The 24958-nt window shown below is 73.0% G+C and carries 22 protein-coding genes; 8 read left to right on the top strand and 14 right to left on the bottom strand.

Annotated features, from left to right (window positions below; all coding sequences use genetic code 11):
• The coding region (locus tag ACWGKQ_RS12605) for a methyltransferase (protein ID WP_453291886.1) at positions 1–828 on the top strand (828 nt) is incomplete at its 5' end.
• Here the strand turns inward: ACWGKQ_RS12605 and ACWGKQ_RS12600 are convergent.
• From ACWGKQ_RS12600 to ACWGKQ_RS12585, 4 genes are all read right to left on the bottom strand, one after another.
• Positions 825–2291 carry an MFS transporter gene (locus ACWGKQ_RS12600; RefSeq protein ID WP_453291885.1) on the bottom strand — a complete coding sequence of 489 codons (1467 nt, stop codon included), beginning with the start codon at positions 2289–2291 and terminating at the stop codon, positions 825–827. The genes ACWGKQ_RS12605 and ACWGKQ_RS12600 overlap by 4 nt on opposite strands.
• Positions 2292–2441: 150 nt before the next feature.
• Entirely contained in the window at positions 2442–5261 is a 2820-nt protein-coding gene (locus ACWGKQ_RS12595; RefSeq protein WP_453291884.1) for a beta-L-arabinofuranosidase domain-containing protein, read from the bottom strand.
• 118 nt (positions 5262–5379) lie between these two features.
• Positions 5380–6057: an HAD family hydrolase gene (locus ACWGKQ_RS12590; protein WP_453291883.1), complete on the bottom strand. Its 678-nt coding sequence runs from the start codon at positions 6055–6057 to the stop codon at positions 5380–5382.
• A gap of 15 nt (positions 6058–6072) precedes the next feature.
• Complete coding sequence (locus ACWGKQ_RS12585; RefSeq protein WP_453291882.1) at positions 6073–6549, bottom strand: Lrp/AsnC family transcriptional regulator; 477 nt, start codon at positions 6547–6549, stop codon at positions 6073–6075.
• A 214-nt stretch (positions 6550–6763) separates the two neighbouring features.
• Between ACWGKQ_RS12585 and ACWGKQ_RS12580 the strand changes: the two genes are divergently transcribed.
• Both ACWGKQ_RS12580 and ACWGKQ_RS12575 read left to right on the top strand, forming a co-directional pair.
• A complete protein-coding gene (locus ACWGKQ_RS12580; RefSeq protein WP_453291881.1) occupies positions 6764–8251 on the top strand; it encodes an FUSC family protein in 1488 nt (495 codons plus the stop codon).
• A 136-nt stretch (positions 8252–8387) separates the two neighbouring features.
• The gene (locus tag ACWGKQ_RS12575) at positions 8388–9419 is read left to right on the top strand and encodes a lactonase family protein (protein ID WP_453291880.1); all 1032 of its coding nucleotides are present in this window, start codon (positions 8388–8390) and stop codon (positions 9417–9419) included.
• A gap of 133 nt (positions 9420–9552) precedes the next feature.
• Here ACWGKQ_RS12575 and ACWGKQ_RS12570 read toward each other — a convergent pair whose 3' ends face one another.
• The 4 genes from ACWGKQ_RS12570 to ACWGKQ_RS12555 all read right to left on the bottom strand — a co-directional run bounded on the left by ACWGKQ_RS12570 (position 9553) and on the right by ACWGKQ_RS12555 (position 13565).
• Positions 9553–10476, bottom strand: a complete 924-nt coding sequence (locus ACWGKQ_RS12570; RefSeq protein WP_453291879.1) for a sirohydrochlorin chelatase — start codon at positions 10474–10476, stop codon at positions 9553–9555.
• A 142-nt stretch (positions 10477–10618) separates the two neighbouring features.
• On the bottom strand, positions 10619–11680 hold the full coding sequence (locus ACWGKQ_RS12565) for an N-acetylglucosamine kinase (RefSeq protein WP_453291878.1): 1062 nt from the start codon (positions 11678–11680) through the stop codon (positions 10619–10621).
• The gene (locus ACWGKQ_RS12560; RefSeq protein ID WP_453291877.1) at positions 11677–12354 is read right to left on the bottom strand and encodes a uracil-DNA glycosylase; all 678 of its coding nucleotides are present in this window, start codon (positions 12352–12354) and stop codon (positions 11677–11679) included. Before ACWGKQ_RS12560 ends, ACWGKQ_RS12565 begins: the two co-directional genes overlap by 4 nt.
• A 125-nt stretch (positions 12355–12479) precedes the next feature.
• Positions 12480–13565 carry a WD40/YVTN/BNR-like repeat-containing protein gene (locus ACWGKQ_RS12555; protein WP_453291876.1) on the bottom strand — a complete coding sequence of 362 codons (1086 nt, stop codon included), beginning with the start codon at positions 13563–13565 and terminating at the stop codon, positions 12480–12482.
• A gap of 271 nt (positions 13566–13836) precedes the next feature.
• On the opposite strand from ACWGKQ_RS12555, the gene ACWGKQ_RS12550 reads away from it, so the two are divergent.
• Positions 13837–14430 (top strand): Rv1733c family protein, encoded by a 594-nt coding sequence (locus ACWGKQ_RS12550; protein WP_453291875.1) that lies wholly within the window; start codon positions 13837–13839, stop codon positions 14428–14430.
• Between the two features lie 101 nt (positions 14431–14531).
• Here ACWGKQ_RS12550 and ACWGKQ_RS12545 read toward each other — a convergent pair whose 3' ends face one another.
• Both ACWGKQ_RS12545 and ACWGKQ_RS12540 read right to left on the bottom strand, forming a co-directional pair.
• Positions 14532–16511, bottom strand: coding sequence for a HEAT repeat domain-containing protein (locus ACWGKQ_RS12545; RefSeq protein ID WP_453291874.1), 1980 nt, complete (start codon positions 16509–16511; stop codon positions 14532–14534).
• 128 nt (positions 16512–16639) lie between these two features.
• Positions 16640–18301 (bottom strand): DNA alkylation response protein, encoded by a 1662-nt coding sequence (locus tag ACWGKQ_RS12540; RefSeq protein ID WP_453291873.1) that lies wholly within the window; start codon positions 18299–18301, stop codon positions 16640–16642.
• A gap of 72 nt (positions 18302–18373) precedes the next feature.
• Here ACWGKQ_RS12540 and ACWGKQ_RS12535 point away from each other — a divergent pair, with 72 nt between their 5' ends.
• Together ACWGKQ_RS12535 and ACWGKQ_RS12530 are read left to right on the top strand one after the other, a co-directional pair.
• Positions 18374–19132, top strand: a complete 759-nt coding sequence (locus tag ACWGKQ_RS12535) for a PaaX family transcriptional regulator C-terminal domain-containing protein (RefSeq protein WP_453291872.1) — start codon at positions 18374–18376, stop codon at positions 19130–19132.
• A gap of 140 nt (positions 19133–19272) precedes the next feature.
• Entirely contained in the window at positions 19273–19689 is a 417-nt protein-coding gene (locus ACWGKQ_RS12530; protein ID WP_453291871.1) for an ester cyclase, read from the top strand.
• 94 nt (positions 19690–19783) lie between these two features.
• Here the strand turns inward: ACWGKQ_RS12530 and ACWGKQ_RS12525 are convergent, their stop codons facing one another.
• Entirely contained in the window at positions 19784–21010 is a 1227-nt protein-coding gene (locus ACWGKQ_RS12525; protein ID WP_453291870.1) for an STAS domain-containing protein, read from the bottom strand.
• Between the two features lie 131 nt (positions 21011–21141).
• Between ACWGKQ_RS12525 and ACWGKQ_RS12520 the strand changes: the two genes are divergently transcribed.
• Positions 21142–21504, top strand: coding sequence for a helix-turn-helix transcriptional regulator (locus ACWGKQ_RS12520; protein WP_453291869.1), 363 nt, complete (start codon positions 21142–21144; stop codon positions 21502–21504).
• A 156-nt stretch (positions 21505–21660) separates the two neighbouring features.
• Here the strand turns inward: ACWGKQ_RS12520 and ACWGKQ_RS12515 are convergent, their stop codons facing one another.
• The 3 genes from ACWGKQ_RS12515 to ACWGKQ_RS12505 form a co-directional block, all read right to left on the bottom strand.
• Positions 21661–22503, bottom strand: coding sequence for a proton-conducting transporter transmembrane domain-containing protein (locus ACWGKQ_RS12515; RefSeq protein WP_453291868.1), 843 nt, complete (start codon positions 22501–22503; stop codon positions 21661–21663).
• Positions 22504–22576: 73 nt separating this feature from the next.
• Positions 22577–23563 carry an SRPBCC family protein gene (locus tag ACWGKQ_RS12510; RefSeq protein ID WP_453291867.1) on the bottom strand — a complete coding sequence of 329 codons (987 nt, stop codon included), beginning with the start codon at positions 23561–23563 and terminating at the stop codon, positions 22577–22579.
• Positions 23564–23566: 3 nt separating this feature from the next.
• Positions 23567–24418 carry a histone protein gene (locus tag ACWGKQ_RS12505; protein ID WP_453291866.1) on the bottom strand — a complete coding sequence of 284 codons (852 nt, stop codon included), beginning with the start codon at positions 24416–24418 and terminating at the stop codon, positions 23567–23569.
• A gap of 149 nt (positions 24419–24567) precedes the next feature.
• Between ACWGKQ_RS12505 and ACWGKQ_RS12500 the strand changes: the two genes are divergently transcribed.
• Positions 24568–24930 (top strand): gas vesicle protein GvpO, encoded by a 363-nt coding sequence (locus ACWGKQ_RS12500; protein ID WP_453291865.1) that lies wholly within the window; start codon positions 24568–24570, stop codon positions 24928–24930.
• The last annotated feature ends 28 nt before the right edge of the window (positions 24931–24958 follow it).

Here is a 24958-nt window from a genome sequence, read left to right as displayed (position 1 = left end):
GTGCTGCGGCTGCTCGCCACCCGCGGCGTCTTCGAGGAGGACGCCGGCGGCCGCTTCCGGCTCACCGCCGCCGGTGACGCGCTGCGCACCGACGCGCCCTGCTCGGCCCGCTCGGCCGTGCTGATGAACACCGACCGCAGCATGTGGCTGCCCACCGCCGACCTGAGCCGCTGCGTGAGCGAGGGGACCTCCGCCTTCGAGAACCTCTTCGGGCTGCCGTTCTTCGACTACTTCGCGCAGGACGAGGACACCGCCGACGTCTTCCACTGCGGCATGGCGGCGATGTCCGACGCCGAGAACGAGCCCATCGCCGCCGCCTGCGACCTCCCGTCCGCCGGGACGGTCGTCGACGTCGGCGGCGGCCACGGCGGCCTGCTGCTGGCGGTCCTCGACCGCCACCCCGGCCTGCACGGCGTCCTGTACGACCGGCCGCACGTGCTGGCCGGACACCGGCTGGACACACCCGGTACCGCCGGACGCTGGTCCACCGAGACCGGTGACTTCTTCACCGCCGTACCGGAGGGCGACGTCATCGTGCTCAAGCGGATCCTGCACGACTGGGAGGACGAACAGTGCGTGACCCTCCTCGACCGCTGCCGTGCCGCGCTGGCACCGGGCGGGCGGATCCTCGTCGTCGACGCGGTGGTCCCGCCGGGCAACGCACCCCACCAGTCCAAGGCGCTCGACCTGCTGCTGATGGCATGCCTGGTGGGCCGGGAACGCACCGAGGCGGAGTTCGCCACACTGTTCGAGTCCGCCGGTCTGAAACTGTCCAGGGTCGTGCCGACGCCGACCGTGCTCTCGGTGGTGGAGGCGGTGGCCGCCTAGGGGACCCGGCTCCCGCAGCTCACGGGTGCCTCCGGCACCTTCGCCCGCTCCCCGAGATCGGCCACCGCGAGGCCCAGTGCCACCAGGATGAACCCGACGGAGGTGAGCAGGCCCAGCTGGAGCGCCTCGGTGGCCGGGCCGTGGTGCGCGAGGCGGGCGAAGTAGACCGAGCCCACCACCGCGATCCCGGCCGCCGAGCCGACCCGCTGGCCGGTCTGGAGCACTCCGCCGGCCGCACCGGCACGCTTCACCGGGACCAGGGTGAGAGTGAGCGTGGTGTTGGGGGAGACGGTGATACCGGAGCCGATACCCCCGATGATCATCGGCACCACCATGGCCCACCCGAGGTTCTCCAACGGCACCAGCCGGACCACCGCGACGATCCCGAGCAGCCCCACCGCCACCCCGGCGAGGCCGATGACGACCAGCCTGCGCCCGTGGCGCAGCACCAGCCGGCCGCCCAGGGCGGCACCGATCGCCGAGGAGGCCGCGAAGGGCAGCACCGTGACCCCGGCGGCCAGCGCGCTGTACCCCGCCGCGTTCTGGAGGAACAGGGCGAGGACGAAGAAGACCGTGGTGAAGCCCGCGAAGTAGGTCAGGCTGATCAGCGCGCCGAGTGTGAAGGAGCGCAGCGAGAACAGGTTCAGATCGACCAGGGGTGCCCGTCCGAGCCGGCCCTGCCGCCGCTCCCAGACCCAGAACAGGCCCAGCAGCAGCGCGCCCAGCGGCAGCAGCGCCCACTTCTGCCGTCCGGTCCACTGCTGCTCCTGCACCAGCGGCAGCATCAGCGCGAGCACGCCGCAGCCGAGCAGCAGCACCCCGAGCGGGTCGAACCTCTCGCGCCGGTCCGTCGACGCGGGGTACCGCGGCAGCAGCCGCAGGCCCGCGGCGAACGCGGCGATCCCGATGGGCAGGTTGACGAAGAACACCCAGCGCCAGCCGTCGTCGGTGCCGACGGCATCGATGATCACACCGCCCGCCAGCGGGCCGACCGCCGTCGAGACGCCGATGACGCTGCCGAGCAGCCCGAAGGCCTTGGCGCGTTCGGCGCCCTGGAACATCTGCTGGATCAGCCCCGAGGTCTGCGGCGCGACCATGCCCGCCGCCGCGCCCTGGATCAGCCGGAACACCACCAGCCGGTCGGGGCTCGCGGCGAGCCCGCAGGCGGCCGAGGCCACCGTGAACAGGGCGAGCCCGATCAGGAAGGCCTGGCGCCGCCCGCGCATGTCACCGAGCCGGCCCGCCGGGACGAGTGCCAGCCCGAAGGTCAGGGCGTATCCGGAGACCACCCAGGACTGGGCGGCCTCCGTGGCGCCCAGCCCGCGCTCCATCGAAGGCAGCGCCACGTTGACGATCGAGGTGTCGAGCAGCGAGATGAAGCCGGCTGCGAGACAGACCCCGAGCGCCTTCCACCGCCGGTCCTCAGTGGCCGGTTGCTGCGGCTTTGCCCAGGTCGTGGTCATGCGGCCACGCTATGCAGGCATCCGGGGCATCGCACGACCGGCGGAGCGAACGGATGGCCGAACTGCTCTTTCCGAGTGACGGCCTGCTCGCCCGCGCCGACACAGCCCCGACGCCTCCCGCGCCAGGGCCCGTACGACGACCTGCGTCCGTCAGCGCGCGTACGACGCCTCCCGCGCCGTGGCCAGCACCCGGTCGCCGTCCGCCCCCGTCAGCAGCCCGTCCGCGACCCACGCGCGCACCACCGACCGCACCCGCGCGACCAGCGCCGCCTTGTCGCGGAACGGCGCCGCGGACCAGATCTCGTCCAGCAGAGAGCCGCCGTCGGACCCGACCGGGTTGGCGACCCCGGAGTCGAGGCCGCCGAACACCACCGACGGCTCCGAGCGGCGGAAGTAGGCGTGCGTCGGATCCTCGGTTCCTTCGTAGAAGGGGGCGAACTCCGTTCCGGCCGTTGCGACCGTTCCGTCCAGTCCGTCCAGTCCGTCCAGGGTGAAATGGAGCGGGCTGCCCGCCACCGGGGTCAGGGACGGCAGCAGGTCGCCGGAGAGTCCGGCGTTCCGGTACAGCCCCAACTCCAGGTAGTCCGTGTCCGGGTTGCGGCCGACCAGGCTGACCGGCCCGTAGAACAGGGCCTGTACCGACGGATCGTCGAGGGCCTTCTCGACCCGCAGCCGGAACGGGATCGACACCCGCACGGTGTCCCCGGGCCGCCAGGTCCGCGACACCGCGAAGTAGCTGCCCGGCCGCGGAGTGCCGGGCACCGCCCGCCCGTTCACCGTCACCCGGAACCCGTCCGTCGCCCAGCCGGGCACCCGCAGCCGCAGGGCGAAACGGGCTCGCCCCCGCCCGCCGATGGTGAGCGTGCTGCCCTGTTCGCGGGGATAGCCGGTGCGCTGGCGGACCGTGATGCCCTGCTCGGCCCAGCTCAGCGTGGACGGACTGTAGAGGTTGACGTAGAGGGCGCTGCCGTCGGCCGCCGCGAAGTACACCGAGTCCTGGTACTTGGTGGCGGACTCCAGGCCCGTGCCCTCGCAGCAGGTGGTGCCCTCCTTGGGCGTGTAGTCCCGCACATGACCGGGCGTCAGCCCGATGAAGTACGTGACCAGCGGCTTCTCGGCATCGGATCGGTCCTGCTTGGACCCGAGCACCTGGTTGTACAGGGCCCGTTCGTAGTAGTCCAGGTACGCCGGATCCTGCTCGTGGAAGAACAGCGCCCGGCTCAGCTTCAGCATGTTGTACGCGCAGCAACTCTCGGCGGTGGTCGCGCTGATGGTCCCGGCGATCACGTCCCGCGCCTTCCAGAACTCGGTGGTGCTGGTGCCGCCGATGCCGTACATGCGGTGCGGTACGACCATGCCCCAGAAGTTCTTCGCGGCCGTGAGGTAGCGCTCCTCGCCCGTCGCGTCGAACAGCCGGACCAGGCCGGTGAAGATCGGGATGTGCTGGTTGGCGTGCAGGCCGTCGAGCGTGTCGGTGTTCGCCGCGCAGGCGTCGATGAGGCTGTCGAGGTCGAACAGCCTGGCCAGGGCGAGGTGTTCGGCCTTGCCGGTGAGGTCGTGCAGGTCGCAGATCGCCTCCACGATCCCGCCGAACTCGCCGCTGGAGAAGATCCCCCACATGCGCTGGAGGGTGGCGGCGGGCAGCACGGACAGCCGGGAGTACATCCAGTCGCCCATGCCGGACGCGAGGTCCAGCGCCCGCTCGTCGCCGGTGGCGCGGTACGCGTCCAGCAGACCCCGCAGGATCTTGTGCGCGGTGTAGTACGGCGCCCACACCTTCGTGTAGTCGCTGCCGGTCATCGACTCCAGCAGGATGAACTGCGTCTCCGGACAGGCCGCGAGGAACCCGGGGTGGCTGGGGCCGCCCCAGGTGCGGCGCAGGACGGCGTCGAGGCCGCGCCCCGAGCCGTCCGCGAAACGCGCTCCCGACGTCTCGCCGAAGGCGTACGACACCAGGTCACCGCTCGTCCGCGCGCTCTGCAGGCCGGCTATCTCGTCGCCGCTCAACGCCCGCGACCACACGTCGAACCCGCCGAAGGCACCCGCGAAGACGGGGTCGGCGGTGTAGTGCGAGCGGCCCAGCCAGTGGTGCGCGAGGGTGCCGAGGGCGGCCGGGGTGAGGGACATCGCCGGGTTGCGGGCCACGGCCGTGCCGTCGACGTACAGCGTGCCGCTGCCGGCGGCGAGCGTCACCGCGAGGTGGCTCCACCGGTCCAGGGGCAGCGCGGCGGTGCCGTCGAGCCCCTGCTCGGCTCCCGCCCCGCCGGTGGTGATCGCGAACCGGGGCACCCCGTGCGCGTTGCGGGCGGCGAGGTACAGGTACCGGGTCGTGTCGTTCCCGAAGTCGAACACCCGGGCCCAGGAGTCCTCATGACCGGGTCTCACCCAGGCGGCCAGCGTGACGGCGGAGGCGCCCCCGAGCACACCGGACGGCAACTCGACGTACCGGTACGACCCCCGCTCGTTCCCGGCGGCACGTCCGCCGAACACCCCGGGCACGCTCAGCACGGACGGCTCCTGCCGCAAAGCCTCGCGCACCTCGTCCAGCGCCCCCACCATGGTGCGGATCCTCGCCCCGAACACCTCGTCACCGGTGCTCGCGTACGCCTGCGCCAGCATGGTCAGGAAGTGCCCGGAGTAGTGTCCGCGCAGATTCCCGTTGGCCTCCCCGTCCAGCCCCTCCCAGCCACCGGGAGCGACCGCACCGCCGGTGTCCAGCCCCGCGTTGGCCCGGAACACCTGCAACAGCCGGTTCACGTCGTAGCCGCGCGCGTGGTCGAGCATCAACTCCCGCTTCTCCGCGAACAGTCCGGGCTCCAGCGTCACGTCCCCGAGCCCGAACGGCCGTACCGCCCGGGCCGCCCCACCGGCCGCGCCGGCCGTTCCGCCGGTCGCGGCACCGGTACCGCCGGCGGCGGCGACCAGAGCCGTCGCCTGGAGGAGGGTCCTTCGGGAGAGGGGCTGGGGCATGGGCACCTCATCATCTGTGTCGGATTCCGCGTCTGATATATCGAACAGCGTTCGGGAATTCGCCCAGAAGATAGGGAAGGGGCGGTGGAGCGTCAACGATACTGGCAGGTAACGGAGTTCAGGCCGACGCGAGCCAGTCGTAGGCCGCCCGTGCCGTGAACTCCGCCTGACCGCCACGGATCAGCAGGTCGGCCGTGGTGAACCGGTCGGCCTGCGCGGCGACATACGGGATCGCGATGCAGCGCATCCCGGCCGCGTGTGCCGCGGCCGCGCCCGGCACCGCGTCCTCCAGCACCACGCAGTCGGCCGGGTCGGCCCCGAGGCGGCGGGCCGCCTCCAGGAAGACGTCCGGCGCCGGTTTGCCGCGCGGTACCTCGTCGGCCGAGACCACCGTGCGCAGATACACGCCCAGACCCGTGCCGGCCAGGATCGCCTCGATCGCCTCGGGCGAGGAGCCGGAGGCCACCGCCAGCGGGACGCCCTCGGCCGCCAGCAGCTCCACGAACTTCCGCATCTCCGGGTACACGCGCGTGCGCGTCCGGGCCAGCTCCAGGTAGTGCCGGTTCGTCTCCGCGAGCAACTCCGTCGCCGGGGGCCGCAGTCCATGGCGGTCGCGCAGCAGGATCACCGTCTCCAGCGTGCTGATGCCGACGAACCTCTCGTGCTCCGCCCAGCCGAAGTCCGCGACGCCTTGCCCGGCCAGCATCCGTCGCGTCGCCTCGTAGTAGTTCGGCTCGCTGTCCACGAGTGTCCCGTCGAGGTCGAAGATGACCGAGAGGTTCTTGAGGTCGCTCATGGGACCAGGATGCCGCTAGCTGTGGGCGGCCCGGCCGACGGACTCCACCAGTGGCAGGAGCCGGTGCGGAACGCGTTCGCGCAGGGCCACCTCGGTGCGGGTGCGCACCACGCCCGGCAGGCTGATCAGCTTCTGGATCACGTCCTCCAGGTGTGCGTTGTCCCGCGCCACCACCCGGGTCAGCAGATCCCCGCCGCCGGTGATCGAGAACGCCTCCACGATCTCCGGTACGGCGGCCAGCGCGTCCCCGACGTCGTCCAGGTGGCCCTGGGTGACCTCGATGTGCACGAAGGCCAGCACCGGGTGGCCGAGCGCGGCGGGGGAGAGGGAAGGGCCGGTCCCGGTGATCACGCCGTCCCGCTCCAGCCGGTCCAGCCGGGCCTGCAACGTGCCCCGGGCGACCCCGAGGACCCGGGCGTACTCGCGCACGCTGGTGCGCGGCTGCTCCAGCAGCAGCCGCAGGATGCGGGTGTCGAGTTCGTCCACGGTCATGATGTACGACTGTACCAATGGCTCACCGGTGCTCCGCGCTGACCTGGGCCATTGGCATTTCGGTCGCCACAGGTGATCTACCTGGATCGGGCCATTGGACCAGTGAAATCGACGGCACTTGAGCCAGTCGCCCATCCGATGCTCTCATGGGTGTGTCGATGGCGCTGCGGATCCCCGCGGCGCCATTTCTGTGCCGTCCGCGGGAGGGGAAGCAGTGCTGAAGAGGGTGTTCGTGGCTCCGGACCCGGGGCGGGTGCGGCTGCGCTTCGCCGTGCGGGCCGTGCTGGGCATCGGCCTCGCCGTGGTGGTCTGCGGACTGGCCGGGCACTCCCTCACCGGCGCCGTCACCGGCGGCCTCGCCGCGCTGCTCGCGCTGTTCACCGTCGCGGACGCCACGGTGCGCGGACAGGCCCTCACCACCGCGCTGCTGCCCGCCGTGGGCCTGCCGGTGCTCGCGGCCGCGGCCGCACTGCACGACGTCCCCGTCGCCCGCGACCTGGTCTTCCTCGCCGTGGTCGGCGCGGGCGTGTATGCGCGCCGCTGGGGTCCGCGCGGCCACAGCCTGGGCGTCTTCGCCTTCATGACCTTCTTCGTCGCCCAGTTCCTGCACGCCGTCCCCGGACAGCTGCCCGAGCTGTCCGCCGCCGTCCTGCTCTCCGTGCTCAGCGCCGCCGCCGTCCGCTTCGGCCTCTGGTGCTACGAGCGCCGCCTGCCCCCGCCGCCGGTTCCCGTCCCGGCCGCCGGCACCGGTCTGGCTCGGGTGACCACCCGGCAGGCGGTCCAGGCGACCGCGGGCGCGGGCTTCGCGCTGGTCGCCGGCCAGCTGGTGTCCGGGCAGCGCTGGTACTGGGCGGTCGGCGCCACCTGGTGGATCTTCGTCAACACGGCCTCGCGCGGCGAGACCCTGGTACGGGGCTTCCGCCGGGTCCTCGGCACCGTCATCGGCATCGCGGCGGGCCTGCTCGTCGCCGCGCCCGTGCACGGCGCGCCCGTCCCCACCGCCGTCCTGGTCGCGGTCGCCGTCTTCGGCATCTTCTACACGGCCGCCGTCTCGTACACCTGGATGATGCTCTGGGTGACCTTCCTCGCCGAACTGCTCTACGGCCTCCTCGGCGTCCTGACCCCCGGCCTGCTGGCGCTGAGGCTGGCCGAGACCGCGGTGGGCGCCCTCGGTGCCGTACTCGCCGTGCTGTTCGTGCTGCCGGTCACCACCCACCTCACCACCGACGCCTGGATCCGGCGCGCCCTGCGCTGCGTCCACGCCTGCACGGCCGAGGCCGCCGCCCGGCTCGCCGGCGCCGCCACCGCCGACCCGGCACCCCGGGTGGCCGAACTGGAACAGCTCCTCGGCCGGGTACGGCTCTCGGTCGCCCCGCTCGTGCACCCGCTGAACCCGATGCACGGCCGCAAGCGCCGCGCCCGCCGCGTCCTAGCCCTGCTGGACGACTGCGCCCGGGAGATCCGCGGCCTGGCCGCGGTCGCCGCCGACCCGGAGGCCTCGCACGACGCTCGGCTGGCCGCCGCCTGCTGGCGCGTCGAGGCGGCCGTCGAGGCGCTCACCAGGGGCTCGGAGTACATCACCGCCCCCGTCGAGCCGCCCGCCGAACCCGCACTCGCCCACCTGCACGGCCTGGAGCGCGCCCTGGCCGAACTCGCCGAGCCGCTGCGCACCCCCTCGGGCTCGCCCCTGGTCGGCGCCTGAGACGCGCCGCCCCGCAGGTCCTGGTCTAGACCGCAAGCTGCTACCGTCGGCCCCGGACCGGCTCGTACGGCTCGTATCGACCCGTACCGGCCCGTGGCGGATCGCAGGGCTCGGCTCGCATCGATAGGGGACAGCGGTGGCAGACGGCGGCAGGCGGCGGAGGGCGTTCATCGGGTCGTTCACGGCGGCGGGCGGACCCGGGGTCGTCACGGCGGCGGTCCGTCCGGACAGCGGCGCCCTGGCCCTCCTGGAGAGCGTCGACGGCGTCCCCGACCCGTCGTATCTCGCCCTCGCACCCGGCGGGCGCACCCTGTACGCGGTCAGCGAGACCGCCGACGGCGCGGTGGCCGCGTACCACGTCCACGACGACAAGCCGCGGCTCGCCGGGCCGCCGGTCCCGGTCGACGCCAGCGGCCCCACCCACCTCAGCCTCTTCGACGGCCATGTGCTGACCGCCAACTACGGCTCCGGCAGCGTCACCGCCGTCCCCGTCCGCCCCGACGGCACCCTCGCCGCCGCCCCCTCCGGGCAGCTCCGGCACACCGGCTCGGGCCCGCACGAGCGCCGTCAGCGCGGTCCGCACGCCCACCAGGTGCAGCCCGACCCCAGCGGCCGCTGGGCGGTCAGCGTCGACCTGGGCACCGACTCGGTCCGCGTCTGCACCCTGGACGCGGGCGCCCCCGCCCTCCACCGCGAGTTCGCCCTGCGCCCCGGCTCCGGCCCCCGTCACCTGGCCTTCCACCCCGGCGGCCGGCACGCCTACGTGGTCAACGAACTCACCCCGACCGTGACCGTCTGCCGCTGGGACGCCGGCACCGGCACCCTCAAGCCGCTGACCGAGACCCCGGTCCTGCCCGGTGCCCCGGCCGGCGACGCCTACCCGTCCGGCATCGCCGTCTCGCCCGACGGCCGCTTCGTCTGGACGGCGACCCGGGGCGAGGACGTCCTGACCACGTTCACGGTCGACGGCGACCAACTGCACCTGACGGCAACGGTCCCGTGCGGGGGCCACTGGCCCCGGGCGATCACCGAGTCGGCGGGCTTCCTCTACGCCGCCAACGAGCGCTCCGGCAACATCACCTGGTTCACGATCGACCCCCACACCGGCCTGCTCCGCTACGACGGCACGGTGGAGATCCCGGCACCTTCCTGCATCGTCTTCGACTGAAGCGCCCTGAAAGGGGCGCGGGGAACTGCGCGCTCAGCCCCCCCACCGGGCCCGCAGCCGAGGATCGACCGCACCACCCCAAAAAAACCGATGGCCCCCTCTCCGAGAAAGGGAGCCGTCGGCCTGTGTCGGCTCACCGCACCGGCGCACCCTGCGGCTGCTGCGGAGCGATCCCCAGCGCCGTCGTGTACTTGGCCAGCGCCAGCTTGCCGATCGCCGGATACGGCCCCAGCGGGTCGGCGGTGGCGCAGCCGGCCTCCTCCGCGGCCGCCGTCACGAGCGCCGCGTCGATCTCCGGCCCTATCAGGTACGGCGCCAGCGCCAGCTGCTGCGACCCCGAACCCCGCAGCTGCTCCGCGACCGAGGCGATCGAGCCCTCCTCGTCCAGCGCCGCGGCCATCACCGGCACGGCCAGCCGCGCGGCGAGCAGCATGCCGGTGATGCCGGCGGCCTGCACGGCCTCGTCGCCGCCCACGGACGCGAGGATGATGCCGTCCGCGGCCGTCGCCACGGTGAACAGCCGCGCACGGTCGGCACGGGCCAGACCCGCCTCGGAGAGCCGCACGTGGAGTGCCTCGGCGAGCAGCGGGTGCGGACCGAGGACGTCGGTCAGGTCGGCGGCGACCCGGCTCTCCATGACCGCCTGGCGGACCTGGCGCAGCAGCGCACTGTCCGGACCGGCCAGCAGCGGTACGACGACGGCGACGGGGCCGTCGGGGGCCTTGATCCCCTCGACGCCGGCGGCGACGGCCTGCTCGTAGCGGGCGGTGCGCTCCTCGGCGGCGCGGGCGAGCACGGACTGGAGGGTGGGGAACTCCGCGTCGTCCCCGTCCAGGTACCCGATGCGGGCGTCCAGCCCGGGCAGCTCGGAACGGGCGATGCTCACGACCTCCTCGGCGAGGCCGCGGGTGGCCGCGCTGGGCGTACCCGGCACCGCGAGGACGAGCGAGGGCGCGTCCTCGGGAGCCACCAGCGGCTCGGGGCGGCGGTGCCGTCCGGGCTGGCGGGGGCGCGGCATTCGTACTGGCAGGCCGGCGGGCCCAGTGGGGGAACTCATGGCGCCGCATGTTACTGGCTATCTGGGCTCCCTTGTTCGGGGAGGGTGCAGGTGAGCGGTATCCGTCCGGTTTTGTCTGATGAGTTACGCATGATTCGGAGGTGATCTCGCCACCTGTCGGACACTTCGTGCCCCAGAGGGATCAATCCCCTTTTGTATGTACAAGCTTTATGTGTACAACGGTGAGCATTTTTTCATCACCCGGCAGAGTGAGTCGCCCGCTGACCAGATCACCCGCGACGCGTACCGCCCCGTGCAGCGGATCGCCCTCCGCCGGCACCTGCCGCGCCCGCGGGAGCAACCGCGCCAACTCCTCGGCCAGCGGTACGAGGAGCGGGTCGCCCAGCTTGAACAGGCCGCCGGTGAGGGCGACTCGGGGCTCGCCGGCCGTGGGGCAGACGGCGGCGGCCGACTCGGCGATCTGCCGCGCGGCGGCACGCAGGATCGCGACCGCGACCGGATCGCCCGCACCGGCGCACTCCGCGACCTGCGGGGCGAAGGAGGCCAGTACGGCGGGCCGGTCGGCGCGCGGATAGAGCTGCCCGGGCAGCCCGGACAGCGGCCCGAACCGCTCCTCGGCGCGGGCCCGCAGCGCGGCCGAGCCGCCGCCGCGCCCGTCGAAGGCGCGCAGCGCCGCCTCCAGGCCGGCCCGGCCGATCCAGGCGCCGCTGCCGCAGTCGCCCAGCAGATGCCCCCAGCCGTCCGCCCGCCGCCACCCGGTGAGATCGGTACCGATCGCGATCAGCCCGGTCCCGGCGGCGACCACCGCGCCCGGACGCGGACCGAGGGCGCCGATGTACGCGGTCACCGCGTCGGCGGCCAGCGCGACCGTCCGCACCCCGAGTTCGCGGGCCAGCGCGCCCGGCAGTTCGGCCCGCAGCGCGTCGCCGAGACTGGCCAGCCCGGCGGCGCCGACGACGGCCGTCGTCACCCCCGCCAGCCCGTACGAGTCGGCCAACGCCCTGGCCATGGGCAGGAGTTGCTCCAGCAGATGCCCGGGGTCGAGGCCCTGCGCCCCCGTCCGCACCGGTTCCCGGGAGACCCGGGGCGCCGAGGGCTCACGTCCCGGTACGCCGACGACGGCTCGTAGCCCCGAGCCCCCGGAGTCGACGGCGAGGAATCCCGCGCCGGCCCCCGCACCAGCCCCCGCGCCGGACCCGACGGCGAATTCCGGGCCCCGGGATTCGCCGCCCTCGTCGCTCACGGCAGACGCCAGTCCACCGGCTGTCCCCCCTGCTGGATCAGCAGGTCGTTGGCGCGGCTGAACGGGCGGGAGCCGAAGAAGCCGCGGTCCGCCGACATGGGCGAGGGGTGCGCGGACTCCACCGCCGGCAACTGGCCGAGCAGCGGGCGCAGATTGCGGGCGTCACGGCCCCACAGGATGGACACCAGCGGCTTGCCGCGGCCGGCCAGCGCCCGGATCGCCTGCTCGGTGACCTCCTCCCAGCCCTTGCCCCGGTGCGCGGCCGGGCTGCGCGGGGCCGTGGTGAGCGCCCTGTTGAGCAGCAGGACGCCCTGCTGGGTCCAGGGCGTGAGGTCGCCGTCGGACGGCTGGGGCAGGCCGAGGTCGGTGTTGAGCTCCCGGTAGATGTTGATCAGGCTGCCCGGCAGCGGGCGTACCTCGGGCGCGACCGAGAACGACAGTCCCACCGCGTGCCCCGGGGTCGGGTACGGGTCCTGGCCGACGATCAGGACGCGGACGTCGTCGAAGGGCTGCTGGAAGGCCCGCAGCACGTTCGGGCCGGCCGGGAGGTAGGTGCGTCCCGCGGCGATCTCCGCGCGCAGGAAGTCGCCCATCACGGCGATCCTCCCGGCGACTGGTTCCAGGGCCTTCGCCCAGCCCGGTTCGACGATTTCATGCAAGGGTCGTGGTGCCACGGCGTCACCCTACTGCCGTACACGGGTCGGCGATCAAGCTGAGGTCACTGTGGTCGCGGAACGACCGAGGACGACCGGACGGTTGCTCCGGATGACGGAAACCCCCTCCTTCCGGGGACCCGGTCTCAGGCGACCACCGCCGCCCGCACGCACAGCACGTCCGGCAGGTGGGAGACCAGCTGGCGCCAGCTGTCACCGTCGTCGGCCGAGGCGAACACCTCGCCGTTGCGGTTGCCGAAGTACACCCCGGCCGGGTCGCCGTCGTCCGTGCAGAGCGCGTCGCGCAGCACCGTGCCGTAGTGGTCCTCCGGCGGCAGCCCCGCCGACAGCGGTTCCCAGCTCCGGCCCGCGTCGGCCGTGCGGAAGACCCGGCAGCGGTGCTGGGCGGGCACCCGGTCCGCGTCCGCGTTGATCGGGAAGACGTACGCCGTACCGCCGCGGTGCGGATGGGCGGCCGCCGCGAAACCGAACGTGGACGGCAGCCCCGCGCCGATGTCGGTCCAGTGCGCCCCCGCGTCGTCGCTCCGGTACACGCCCCAGTGGTTCTGGAGATACAGCCGGTCCGGACTGACCGCGTCCTGGGCGATCTTGTGCACGCACTGGCCGAACTCCGGGTCGGGGTCCGGCAGGAACACCGCGGACACACCGGAGTTGGACGGCGTCCAGCTCGCGCCGCCGTCGCCGGTGCGGAACACGCCGGCCGTCGAGACGGCGACCGTCACCGCCTTCGGGTCACGCCGGTCGGTGACGACGGTGTGCAGGCCCTCACCGCCGCCGCCCGGTACCCACCTGTCACGTGTCGGGTGCTCCCACAGCGGCCGGACCAGCTCGAAGCTCTCCCCGCGGTCCTCGGACCGGTACAGCGCGGCCGGTTCGGTGCCCGCGTAGACCACCTCCGGCTCGGCGGCGGCCGGGTGCAGCTGCCAGACCCGCTCCAGCGAGGCGCCGGTGTCCTTGGGGAACCTCACGGCGGGCCGGGCCGGTTCGGTCCAGGTGCGGCCCAGGTCGTCGGAGTGGAACACCGAAGGCCCCCAGTGCGCGCTGTCCCCGCCCGCCAGCAGCCGGGGCCGCCCGCCCCGGGTGTCGATGGCGACCGAGTAGATCGCCTGCGCGTTGAAGCAGGGACGCTCGTCGAACTCCCAGGCGCCACCTCGCCGCCGCCCTAGGAACAGACCTTTCCGGGTCCCCACGGCGAGCAGTACCTCGGTCATGCCGATCACCTCCATGACGCCTTTGTCACAGCCTGTTTTCAGACACCGGCCAGTGTGCACCCCACCACTGACAGTCCCCTCCGGGATCGCGTCGTCGCAGGTCGGGGCCGTCGTGTCGGCCGGTCGAACAAGGCGGCGGAACGCGTTCCGGAAGACGCCTGCGCGAGCGGGGGCAGTCGTGCGACCGTCGACTCGGAGTTCGCCGTGAGCAACGGGGCGGCCGCTCCCGTATGGGAGGGCGGTCCGGGCTGTCCGTGCGCGCGTGAGGAGGATGCCTTTGAAGGCGTTCCGTGGTCCGAAGGTCTGGCTGTGGCGCTGGCGGCGCAACCCGCTGAAGCGTCGCGCCGACACGATGGAGGCCTGGGTGCTGCTCGGCGCCTGGCTGCTCACCCTGCTGGCCGGGGTGCTCGCCGGGCTCGCGGCGGCCCGGTCGGTCGAGGACGGGCTGGCCCGTGAGCGCGTCGAATGGCATCCGGCCGTGGCCCATGTCCTCGACAGGGCCCCCGGGTCGGCGGGAGCGAAGTCCGAGTCCTCGGAAGAGGAACGGGTCTGGACGAGAGTGGGCTGGACCGTCGCCGACGGCTCCGCGCACACCGGCCAGGCGCGGGTCCCGGCCGGCAGCAAGGTCGGCACCCCGGTCACCGTCTGGACGGACCTCCAGGGGCACCTCGTCACCCGGCCCGTCACCGCCTCCGAGGCCCACTTCCGCTCCGCGCTGATCGGCGGGATGGTCGGACTGAGCGCGGCCGCCGTCCCGTTCGTCGCCGGGCTCGTCGCGCGCGGCCGGCTGGAGCGGCGGCGGATGGACCGCTGGGACGCGGAATGGGCCCGGCTCGGACCGCAGTGGGGCCGGATGACCGGCTGACGCCCGCGCCTCCGGCACGGCCTTCCGCGACCCACCCGCCGGCGCCCGGCCGCGCGGCTTTCCGGCACTGACCCGCCGGCGCCCGGCCGTCCGGCCTCCGGTCACCGACCGGCCAGTGCCCTGCGGCAGTTGGCGAGCAGCCGCTCGTCCTGGGCGATGTCGTGGCTGCCGAACCCGCCCGGCCGTGCCGTGTGCCGCCGGGCGGTGGCGAGTTCGGCCGCCGGCAGGTCGCGCAGCGGGGCGCCCGCCGGGCCCATCGCGGCCAGCCCCTCGGCGATCGCGCCCCGGGTGTACGGGTTCTCCGACCAGGCGGTCCGGAACACCGGCAGAACGGGTTCCGGATCCCCGTCGATCCGCCACAACGCCTCTGCCGCCGCCGTGCGTTCCCACACCCGGTCGGATCCGGCCAGCCGGCGCAGCGCGGGCAGTGCCTCGCGGGCGGCCGCCCCCAGCCGCCCCAGTTGCTCGGCCGCCGTCCGGGCGCTGCGGCTCCGGCCGTGCGTCAGCTCCCGCAGCAGCACCGGCAGTACGGCGTCCGCGTCCCCCTCCGCCGACCACAGGGCTCCCGCCGCCAGGGCCGCGTGCCGGGTGTCCAGGAGCCCGCGCAGGACCGGCGCCGCCGCCCGGGCCGCCGTGCCCAGGGCGTCGAGGGCCCGCACCGCCTGCCCGACGAGGGCCTCCCGCGTCCCCAGCCCGTCCGGCGCGCCGCGCAGCAGCCGCAGCACCTCCGGCACCGCCGCCGGGTCCTTGAGGGCGGTGAGCGCCGCCAGCAGCGGAGCGGCCGACTCGGCGGCCTCGGGCGAGTCCAGCGCGACCCGGCCCAGCCGACGGCGCAACGCGGGCGCGAGCGGCGCCGCCGCCGGGCCCAGATGCACGATCTCGAAGCCCAGCCCGCCGGGCACCACCGGTCTCGCCAGCAACTGGGACAGGGCCGGCACCGCGCGCGGATCGCCGCTTCTGGCCAGTGCCTTGAGCGGACCGCCCAACGAGGGTCTGCCGCGCTCCCAGGTGTGCACCCACAGATCGGGCCGTACGGTCACCAGCGTGTGCAGCTCGTCGGCGGCGGGCGCGGCCAGCCCGAACAGCTCCGCGAGCACCGAGACGGCCGCGTCCCGCAACTGGTCCTGCTCGCGGTCCAGTTGCCTGCCGATCAGCGAGACGGGCGCCGTGAAGTCGGCCCGCCACCCGCGGAACAGTCCGGCCGACATCCACACCGCGTTGCACCGGTCCATCGGATCCGGGCTGCTCAACTGGCCGACGAGCAGGGCGATCCGGTCCGCCACCCGGTCGTCCAGCGCCCGGTGCAGGGTGCGCAGCAGAGCGGAACCCTCCTCGTCCGACGGCCGCAGCCGCCGTATCCGGCCGACCAGGGTGTCCGCGTCCGCCCGGTCCGTACCGGCCGCCCGCCGCTCGGACCGCTCCCTGAGCAGCCGGACCGCGGTCGGCACCAGGTCCGCGGGCAGCCGCTCCGGTGCGCCGAGGCCCAGTTGCCCGAGGGCGGCCAGCCGCGCCCCCGGGGTGAACGGCGGGCCGCTGCGCGCGGCCAGCAGCTCCACCGCCCCGGCCGCCCGGTCGGGACGGCACCGGACGAACAGCCCGAGGGCCTCGGTGAGGGCGCGCAGCACCTGCTCGTCGCGCTCCACCGCGATCCGCCGCCGCAACAGCGCCAGCACCCGGTCCGGCTCGTCGAGGAACCGGACCAGCGCCCCGGCCGCCGCCCGGCGCACCCCGGGGCACGGGTCGTCGGCCAGCGGCACGAACGCCTCGGCACCGGCGCCGACGGCGGCCCGGGCCCGCGGACCGGTGCTCTCCGCACCGATGCTGACCAGCAGTTCCACTATGGCGCCCCGGTCCCGGACCTCCCTGCGGGAGGCGAGCGCGAAGAGGAACGGGACGCAGGCGAGCGTCGAGTCGTACACGTTCCCCTGGTGGTGCACCGAGCCGTACATCCCGTCGAGCGCGACCTCCCGTTCGGCCGCGTCCGGCGAGGCCAGTCCGCGGAGCAGACCGGGCACGTCCGCCGCGCTGCCGTACGCGTGCCGCAGCGCGGCCCAGTCGACCTCGTCGATCCCCGTGAACACGTTGTCCTCCCCAGGCGAGTACCACCTGTTCCGGAGTCTGCACCACGGCACTGACAACAATGCGGAATCGGACGACGACTGTGTGCGATCCGTCGGCGGGCACCGGCCGGCGGGCATGCGCGAAGGGGTCAGTTCCGGCCAGGCAGGGCCCGCTCCAGGATCGCGTCGAACCCGGTGCCGGCGGGCAGCGTCCCGAACGCGTGCCCCCAGTCGCCGCCCAGCCGGGTCGCGCAGAAGGCGTCCGCCACGGCGGCCGGGGCGTACCGGACCAGCAGCGAGCCCTGGAGCGCCAGCGCCATCCGCTCCACCAGGCGGCGCGCCCCCACCTGATCGGTCTCGGCCAGTTCGTTCTTCAGCCGGGTCACGGTCGCGTCCAGCCGGGTGTCCGCCCCGCGCGCGTGTGCGAGTTCGCCGAACAGGGCGTCGGCGGCGCCGGGTTCGCGGGACAGCGCCCGCAGCACGTCCAGCGCGTTGACGTTCCCCGAGCCCTCCCAGATCGACAGCAGCGGGGCCTCGCGGTAGTGCCGGGGCATGCCGGAGTCCTCGACGTAACCGTTGCCGCCGAGGCACTCCAGGGCCTCCGCGGTGAAGGCCGGGCCGCGCTTGGTGACCCAGTACTTGCCGATGGCGGTGGCGATCCGCCTGAAGGCCCGCTCCTGCTCGTCGCCGCGCACCGCGCGGTCCGCAGCCCCCGCCAGCCGCAGGGTCAGCGTGGTCGCGGCCTCCGACTCGACGGCCAGGTCGGCCAGCACGTTCCGCATCAGCGGCTGGTCGACGAGCCGCGCGCCGAACGCGCTGCGATGCCGCGCGTGGTGGCCCGCCTCGACGAGCGTCTTGCGCATCAGGGTCGCGGAGTTCATCACGCAGTCCAGCCGGGTGCAGTTGACCATCTCGATGATGGTCTTCACGCCCCGGCCCTCGGGCCCGACCAGCCAGGCCACAGTTCCGTCGAACTCCGGCTCGGAGGACGCGTTGGAGCGGTTGCCGAGCTTGTCCTTCAGCCGCTGCACGCGGAACGCGTTGCGGCTGCCGTCCGGCAGCACGCGCGGCACCAGGAAGCACGACAGGCCGCCGGGCGCCTGGGCCAGCACCAGGAAGACGTCGCACATCGGCGCCGAGGTGAACCACTTGTGCCCGCGCAGGGTGTAGACGCCCGGCTCCGCGGTGGGCGTCGCGGCCGTCGTGTTCGTCCGTACGTCCGAACCGCCCTGCTTCTCGGTCATGCCCATCCCGGCGAGCAGCCCCGGCTTCTCGGTCGGCACGCGCAGCTCCGGCTCGTACTCCCGGCTGGTCAGCAGCGGTTCGTACACCTTGGCCAGCTCGGGCTGGGCACGCAGCGCCGGGACGGCCGCGTACGTCATCGACGTAGGACAGCCGTGTCCGGATTCGGTGTGCCCCCACACCAGCCCGCCCGCCGTCCGCGCGACATGGGCCCCCGCCCGGTCGTCCGCCCAGGCCGCCCCCGCCAGCCCCTCGGCCACCGCCGTCCGCATCAGGTGGTGCCAGCTGGGGTGGAAGTCGACCTCGTCGATCCGGTTGCCGTACCGGTCGTGGGTGCGCAGCTCCGGCTCGTGCCGGTTGGCGAGTTCACCCCATTCCTGGGCCTCCGCGCTCCCGGCCCGCACCCCGAGCCGCCGGATCCCCTCCTCGGCCCACTGTGCCCCCTCCCGGCGCAGCCCCTCGATCAGGGCCGGGTCGTCGGAGGCGTCGTACGGGGCGAGCGGCGGCGGCTGGTTGGTGACGTCGTGAGTGGCGTACTGCGGCTGCGGAAGCGCGACGGTCGAGTCCATGGCTCTCATGTTGCAGTAATTCCACGACCGCAGCAATACTGCAATATCACGCCACCCGTACAGTACGTGACCATGCGCATGAACGACGTGTCCGTCGAGCCCACCGACGTGGACCTGCGGCCGCTGTCGGCCCGGTCGGTCGTGCTGAGCCTGCTGCTGGGCACGCATCCGCCGCAGCTGCCGGTGAAGGACCTGATCCGGTACGTCGAGCCCTTCGGGGTCGGCGGCTCCACGCTCCGGGCCGCGCTCAGCCGCATGACGGCGGCCGGCGACCTGCGCCGCACCGACGACGCCGTCTACGGCCTCAGCGACCGGCTGCTGGCCCGCCAGCGCCGCCAGGACGAGGCGGTACGGCCCCGTACGCGCGCGTGGCGCGGCGACTGGGAGATGCTGGTCATCACGGCCACCGGCCGGGGCCCCGCCGCACGGGCCGACCTGCGCACCCGCCTGGCCTCTCTCCGCCTTGCCGAACTCCGCGAGGGTGTCTGGCTCCGCCCGGCGAACCTGGCGCGGCCCCTCCCCGCCGACCTGGCGGACACCGCCCAGTCCTACACGGCCCGCCCCGACCGCCCCGCAGCCGAACTGGCCGCCGAACTCTGGCCGTTGACCACCTGGTCCACCACCGCCCGGGCCCTCCTGACCCGAGCGTCCGGATCCCGCCTCCCGGCCGACCGCTTCACGGTCTTCGCGGCGGCGGTACGCCACCTGCTGGCCGACCCGGTCCTGCCCCCGGAACTCCTGTCCGCCGACTGGCCGGGCGACGAACTGCGCGCCGCGTACGCGGGCTACCGGGCGGAACTGAGGGAGCCGACGGGGTATCCGGCCGACTGAACCGCCGCAATCCGCCCTCGCCCTCCGGCGCGCCCGGCAGACATGCCGGGGCTGTGCGGCCGAGGTACCGTCGAAAGACCGTGTGCATGCGCTTCGCAGCCGACGTACAGGCCAGTGGCCCAGATGCTCCGGGAGTGCCCATGGCTCAGCAGACGAACATCGCCGCACAGTCCGCTTTCGGGGCGGCCGTCGTCGCCGGCGACCTCGACGCCTTCGACGGGATCGTCGCGGCGAACGCGACCGACCATGACCCCGCCCCGGGCCAGGGGCCGGGCCCCGAAGGGTACAAGGCCATGTTCGGTGAGTTGCGAACGGCCTTTCCGGACCTGCACGTCGAGGTGGAACACCTGGTCGCCACCGACGACGAACTGGCCTTCGCCTATGTCATCTCCGGGACGCACCTGGGACCGCTGAGGGGGCATCCGGCGACCGGCAGGAAGGTGCGCTACCGGGGCATGCAGATCAGCCGGTTCGACAGCGACGGCAAACTCGTCGAACGCTGGGGCAGCAGCGACGAACTCGGCATGCTGCGCCAGCTCGGCCTCGTCGAGGTGTGACCCGGTCACTGCCGCCTGCCCCTCCGGTACGCCTTCCGTCGGCGTCCGGACAGCACAGGCACCGGCCCTGCGAGACCCTGTGCGAAGGAGCGGGTCAGTAGCCGCCAAGGAGTGCTCGTACTCTGCGCAGGTCGTCCGGTCCGGCGGAGCTGTGCCAGCCGGACGGGTCGGCGGGGCGGCGCCCCCACAGCAGCAGGACGCGTACGGCGGCGTCGCTCTCGATGGTGGCCGGGCCCTCGGGCGCGGCGAGCCGGATGCCGCAGCTGTCGGCGTCGGCCGTCACCACGACGTCGTCCATGCCGGGCGTGCGCAGCCGGCCCTCCACGCGTCCCTCCGGTCCCAGGTCCAGACCGGTCCGGCCACGCTCCAGCAGGGGCCGGCCCACGGACACCACGCTGTGCTCCGTCATCCAGGGCTCGGTCAGCGCCTCCACGGCCGTCCGGTCGTCACCGGTCAGGTCCCAGCGATGGAGGATCAGCTCTTCCCGCATGTGCTCGGCGAAGAAGGGTGCTGTCACCGACCGCCCGGTCCACATCACCTCCGTGTCCGGGGGCAGATCCCGGGCCGCGGTATCGGTGACCTCGGTGAGCCGTTCGCACCGGTTCAGGAAGGCCTTCCACAGCTCGGTGTCGGACAGGCGCCGGTAGGGGGCTTCACGGTCGAAGCTCCGGGTCTGCACCGGGGTGCCGTCGAGGAACGCCTGGAGGACCCGCGCCAGTTCCTCGGCGTTCCCGGTCTGGTGGACCAGGACGTCCCGTACCGTCCAGGCCTCGCACCATGTTCCGTCGTCGGGGCGCCGCGCCTGCACGGCGTGGACGAAGGGGGCCAGCTCGGGCAGGACTTCCTCGACCCGGGAAGGAATCATGTGCCATGGGTAGCCCCGCGGTCCGTCGCTCAAACGGGCTTGCGCGCGGCGGCACCCCGAGCGACCGCGGCCCACGACCGGCACGCTGTCCGGGGTGAACAGCGGCAGGGCGCCCGTGATCTCCAGTATCCGGTGCAGGGCGGGGCCGGCGTGGCGGATCGTGACCGTCTTGGCGTCCTCGAGGGCCTGCTGCCGGGTGTTCAGCAGGGTGTTGAGCCCGGAGCAGTCGCAGAATCCGACACCGCCGAGGTCCAGCTCGATTCCGTGCGGCGAACGCAGGAGCGCCGAACGCAGGGCGCACCGGAGCTGCCGGTCGGTCGTGAGGTCGAGGTCGCCGCGGACCGTGACGACAGTGCTGTCGCCCTCGTCGCGGCTGTGGATCGTGAGCTCCGGCAGCTCACGCGCATCGGCTCGGTCGGGCGTCCGCCGGGCGCCGGACCGTTCTGTTTCCGGCATGATCCCGCTCCTTGCGGCATTCCTGTGCTTTCCAGATCCAGATTCACCCCGGGCATCGACACGCGTCAAGCAAAACAGGAAACCAAATTCATGCGTTTCCAAGCGTGAAATGCCAGGCGTATGATTCACCCATGGGTGGAGTACCGGAACCCCACACGGGCTGGACGTTCATCACCAATCACGCCCGCGTACTGGCGGCCATCGCAGATGATCAGAATGTTCGCGTCCGTGATATCGCCGCGCACTGCCGGCTCACGGAGCGAGCCGTCCAGAAGATCATCTCCGATCTGGAGGAGAGCGGTTTCCTCTCCCACACTCGTGAGGGGCGCGGCAACATCTACCGGATCGAACCGGGAACGGCTCTTCGGCACCCGGCCGAAGCCGGGCTCACCGTGGCCTCCTTGCTGGCCCTGCTCGCCCAGGAAGAAGCCCACACCGCGGCCCCGCCGTCCGCCGACGGCGGGCCGGACGGCGAACGTCCGTCGCTCACCTGAAGCGCCTCGCACGGACGCACCCGGCTACCGGGCCGAGACGATGTTCCCGTTCTCGTCCAGGGGTTACTCAGCGGCCGGTGCAGAAGGGCGGCCGCCACGGCGAGCGGCAGCCCGCCGGCCTGACCGTGCGGGGTGACCGCGGTGCAGGCCCCGCGGTCAGAGCTGCACGGTCATGGCGACCAGCAGCACCGCCACCCCGACGGCGAGCCAGGCGACGTAGTCGCCCAGGTGTCCCGAGTGCAGGCGCCGCAGCGGCACGACCACCCGCCGCCCGGCGGTCTCGCAGACGGCCGTGGCCCGGCCCGCGAGCGGTGACCGCAGTGCGGGACCCCATACGGCGGCTGCCGCGAGGAGCGCCGCCAGGACGGTCGAGGCGAGTGCGAGGAGCACGCCCTCGGTGCTCCAGCCGACGTCGGGCACCGGCCCGGACGGGGCGACGGGGCGGCCGAGGACGGCGGCGGTGTAGGCGGTGCGGTCGGTGAACTGCCGGGCCGCGCGGGCCAGGGCGACACCGAGGCCGGGGAACAGCCCGACGGCGAGCGCGCCGGCCAGCAGGACGGCGGGCACGGCGAGCATCGGGACGGGAATGCGACGCCGCGGATCGCGGATCCCCGGTTCCTTGCCGCCGCCGGTGGTCTCCGGCCCGGCATACCGCTCGCGCGGCCTGGGCCCGGCACCGGCGAAGATCCGGGCCCCGGCCCGGAGTACGGCCGCGACCGTGAGGGCCGACACGAACACGAACACCGCGGGCAGCCACGGGAACCGCTGCTCGCCGGCATGCTCGGTGACTGCCTTGCCCAGGCCCGTGCCGAACGGCGGCAGACCGGCGAGCGCGAGACCGCCGACCGCGAACAGCACCCCGGTCGTGGCGAACAGGGCTGCCTTCACCCCCGCGTGGGCGGCGACGTACAGGGCTACCCCGGCTGTTCCGGCCGGGGTGAGCAGCGCCGTCCCGGCGAGGAACAGGCCGACGTGGCCGACGGTGGAGAAGGCGAGCAACCGATGTCATGCCCGACGCACGCCGGAGAGAGCGACCTGCCGGACCGGCGCAGGCCCACTCCTTCGGCGGGCCTCAAGCCTCCTCGTCCTCGTCCCCCTCTTCCTCTTCCTCGTCCTCGTCCTCCGCATCCTGGTCCTCGTACTCGTCCTCGTACTCCGCCTCGGGATACTCGTCCTCCGCGGCCTCTTCCTCCTCCGCGCCGGATTCCTCCTCGGGCTCCTCGTCCTCGTACTCCGCCTCTTCCTCCTCCAGTGCCTCCTCGTGCGTGCGCACCACCTCGCCGTCGCGGATTTCACCGCGCCAGCCGTCGGCGTCCTCGTCGGAGAGGGTGACGAAGCGTTGGAAGTGCTTGGCGTCCAGCCGCAGCCGGCGTCCCTGGGCACGCCACAGGTTGCCGGTCTTCTCGAAGAAGCCCGAGGGGTAGTACTCGACGACGAGCACGATGCGCGTGAGCGTGGGCGTCAGTTCATGGAAACTGACGCATCCCTTGGTGCTGCCCTTGGCGCCGTCCGACGTCCACACGATGCGCTCGTCCGGGATCTGTTCCTGGACGGTGGCCTTCCAGGAGCGTGTGGACGGGCCCACCTTCACCTTCCAGTCGCTGCTGGTCTCGTCCCCCTGCGACACACTGCGCACGCCTTTGGTGAAGGAGCTGAACTTCTCGAACTGCGTCCAGTGGTCGTAGGCGACACGCACAGGGACACCCACATCCAGGTGCTCGATGATGGTCGTGACCTTGGAAGTGCCGGACTTGCGGCCCTTGCCGCCGCCGAACAGGCCCGAAACCTTCTCGACCGCGCTGTCCTTGATGCTCTTCGCCTTCTCGCCGATCAGGGCCTTGAGAGGAGAGTCCCCCTGGAGGACACGGGCGCCGACTTTCGGGAGGATGCCGCCGTTCTGGGCCACGTCCGCCAACTGGTCGGTGAGGTCGCCCACTTTGTCGCCCGCCACGTCCGCGAGATGCTCCACCTGTGCGCCGAGGTAGTCGACGAATTCCTCGCGCAACCGGTCGAGGCCGGAGAGTTCGTCCTGTCCGTTCTGCTGTGCCGTCCTGGCCATGGCCTACCTCCGCCGCGCGGACGCCCTCTTGGCCGTCGTCTTCTTCTTGGGGGCAGTCTTCTTGGGGGCGGCCTTCTTCGCCGCGGACTTCCTGGCCGGCGCGGCAGACTTCTTCGCCGGGGCCTTTCTCGCCGGAGCCGCGGTCCTCTTGGCCGCGGTCTTCCTGGCAGGGGCCGCCGACTTCTTCGCGGCTGCCTTCTTCGCGGGCTGTGCCTTCTTGGCGGGCTGTGCCTTCTTGGCGGTGCTCTTGCGCGCCGGCGCCTTGCGGGGCGCGGACCGCGCGGAGGGGCGTTTGGCCGTGCGGCGGCGGGGCGGCTCTTCTGTGTCGTCATCCGTCCGGCGACCGGGCCGCCGGCGCCTGGCCGCGGGCTTCCTGGGCTTCTCCTCTTCCTCCTCTTCCTCCGCCTCCTCCGGCTCCTCCTCGGGTTCCTCTTCCTCCTCGTCCGCCGCCTCCTCGTCCTCGTACTCTTCTTCCTCCTCCGGCTCCTCCTCCGCCTCGTACTCCTCTTCCTCCTGCTCTTCCTCGTCTCCCTCCTCCTTCTCGCTTCCGATCCGTGCGGTCCGCGCGTGCAAGGCGTCCGCGAGGTCGGCGAGTTTCCGGTCGGCGGCCGCCATGAGGGCCTTCCGGCCGGCCTCCTTGAATTCGCCGCGCACCTGCTCGTTGAGGTCCGCGACCTGGGGAATCTCCTGGAGCTTGCGCAGCCCCTCGGTGAGCAGTTGCTGAGGTTCGAGGCCGACACGGCGGCCCGCGAGATAGGTGGCCAGTCCGAAGGCGAGTTTTCCCTTCTTGACCCTGCCGAGGACGTAGCCACCGGCGACTGCGGCAGCGAGAGCGACCTTCGTCGAATCGTTCATCGATCCTTCCCTCCAGCGAGCCGCTGTCCGGTCGCACGGCGGCTCGCGACCGCCATCGGCCCATCGCGGCACACTTTCAAGATGTATATGGTGAAATAGTACATTTGAGTGACGGCGGAGCGCCGCTCCAGCGACGGAGTTGGGGGACCATGCCCGCGTCAGACAAGAACGGCACAGGGAGCGGCAGGCGCCCCTCCCGCAGTGACGACACCGCACGCCGTGCCCGCAGCGGCAGCCCCCGCAAGCCCGCCGGACACTCGGCGGCCTGGGCCATGCGCTCCGCCGCGGGGCAACTGGAGGAACTCCTCGGACGCACCCCCGAGTCGGTCTCCGCCATCAAACCGACCGAGGAGGGGTGGGAAGCAGATGTCGAGGTACTCGAACTGGAGCGAGTCCCCGAGACCACCAGCGTGCTCGGCACCTACCACGTGACGCTGAGCGCGAAGGGCGAACTGCTGGCGTACGAACGGACCCGCCGGTACACGCGCGGTCAGATCGACCGGCGCCTCTGACACGACCCAGGGGGCGGCGAAGGGAGGC

The sequence above is a fragment of the Streptomyces sp. NPDC054770 genome, assembly GCF_053611985.1.
Note: the sequence above shows the minus strand (reverse complement) of the source record. Positions and strands in the feature narration are given on the sequence as shown.

Coding starts and splice junctions, on each gene's coding strand:
- ACWGKQ_RS12600 (WP_453291885.1), bottom strand. CDS start 2,291: ATGACCACGACCTGGGCAAAGCCGCAGCAACCGGCCACTGAGGACCGG.
- ACWGKQ_RS12595 (WP_453291884.1), bottom strand. CDS start 5,261: ATGCCCCAGCCCCTCTCCCGAAGGACCCTCCTCCAGGCGACGGCTCTG.
- ACWGKQ_RS12590 (WP_453291883.1), bottom strand. CDS start 6,057: ATGAGCGACCTCAAGAACCTCTCGGTCATCTTCGACCTCGACGGGACA.
- ACWGKQ_RS12585 (WP_453291882.1), bottom strand. CDS start 6,549: ATGACCGTGGACGAACTCGACACCCGCATCCTGCGGCTGCTGCTGGAG.
- ACWGKQ_RS12570 (WP_453291879.1), bottom strand. CDS start 10,476: ATGAGTTCCCCCACTGGGCCCGCCGGCCTGCCAGTACGAATGCCGCGC.
- ACWGKQ_RS12555 (WP_453291876.1), bottom strand. CDS start 13,565: ATGACCGAGGTACTGCTCGCCGTGGGGACCCGGAAAGGTCTGTTCCTA.
- ACWGKQ_RS12550 (WP_453291875.1), top strand. CDS start 13,837: ATGCCTTTGAAGGCGTTCCGTGGTCCGAAGGTCTGGCTGTGGCGCTGG.
- ACWGKQ_RS12540 (WP_453291873.1), bottom strand. CDS start 18,301: ATGGACTCGACCGTCGCGCTTCCGCAGCCGCAGTACGCCACTCACGAC.
- ACWGKQ_RS12535 (WP_453291872.1), top strand. CDS start 18,374: ATGCGCATGAACGACGTGTCCGTCGAGCCCACCGACGTGGACCTGCGG.
- ACWGKQ_RS12530 (WP_453291871.1), top strand. CDS start 19,273: ATGGCTCAGCAGACGAACATCGCCGCACAGTCCGCTTTCGGGGCGGCC.
- ACWGKQ_RS12525 (WP_453291870.1), bottom strand. CDS start 21,010: ATGCCGGAAACAGAACGGTCCGGCGCCCGGCGGACGCCCGACCGAGCC.
- ACWGKQ_RS12520 (WP_453291869.1), top strand. CDS start 21,142: ATGGGTGGAGTACCGGAACCCCACACGGGCTGGACGTTCATCACCAAT.
- ACWGKQ_RS12510 (WP_453291867.1), bottom strand. CDS start 23,563: ATGGCCAGGACGGCACAGCAGAACGGACAGGACGAACTCTCCGGCCTC.
- ACWGKQ_RS12505 (WP_453291866.1), bottom strand. CDS start 24,418: ATGAACGATTCGACGAAGGTCGCTCTCGCTGCCGCAGTCGCCGGTGGC.
- ACWGKQ_RS12500 (WP_453291865.1), top strand. CDS start 24,568: ATGCCCGCGTCAGACAAGAACGGCACAGGGAGCGGCAGGCGCCCCTCC.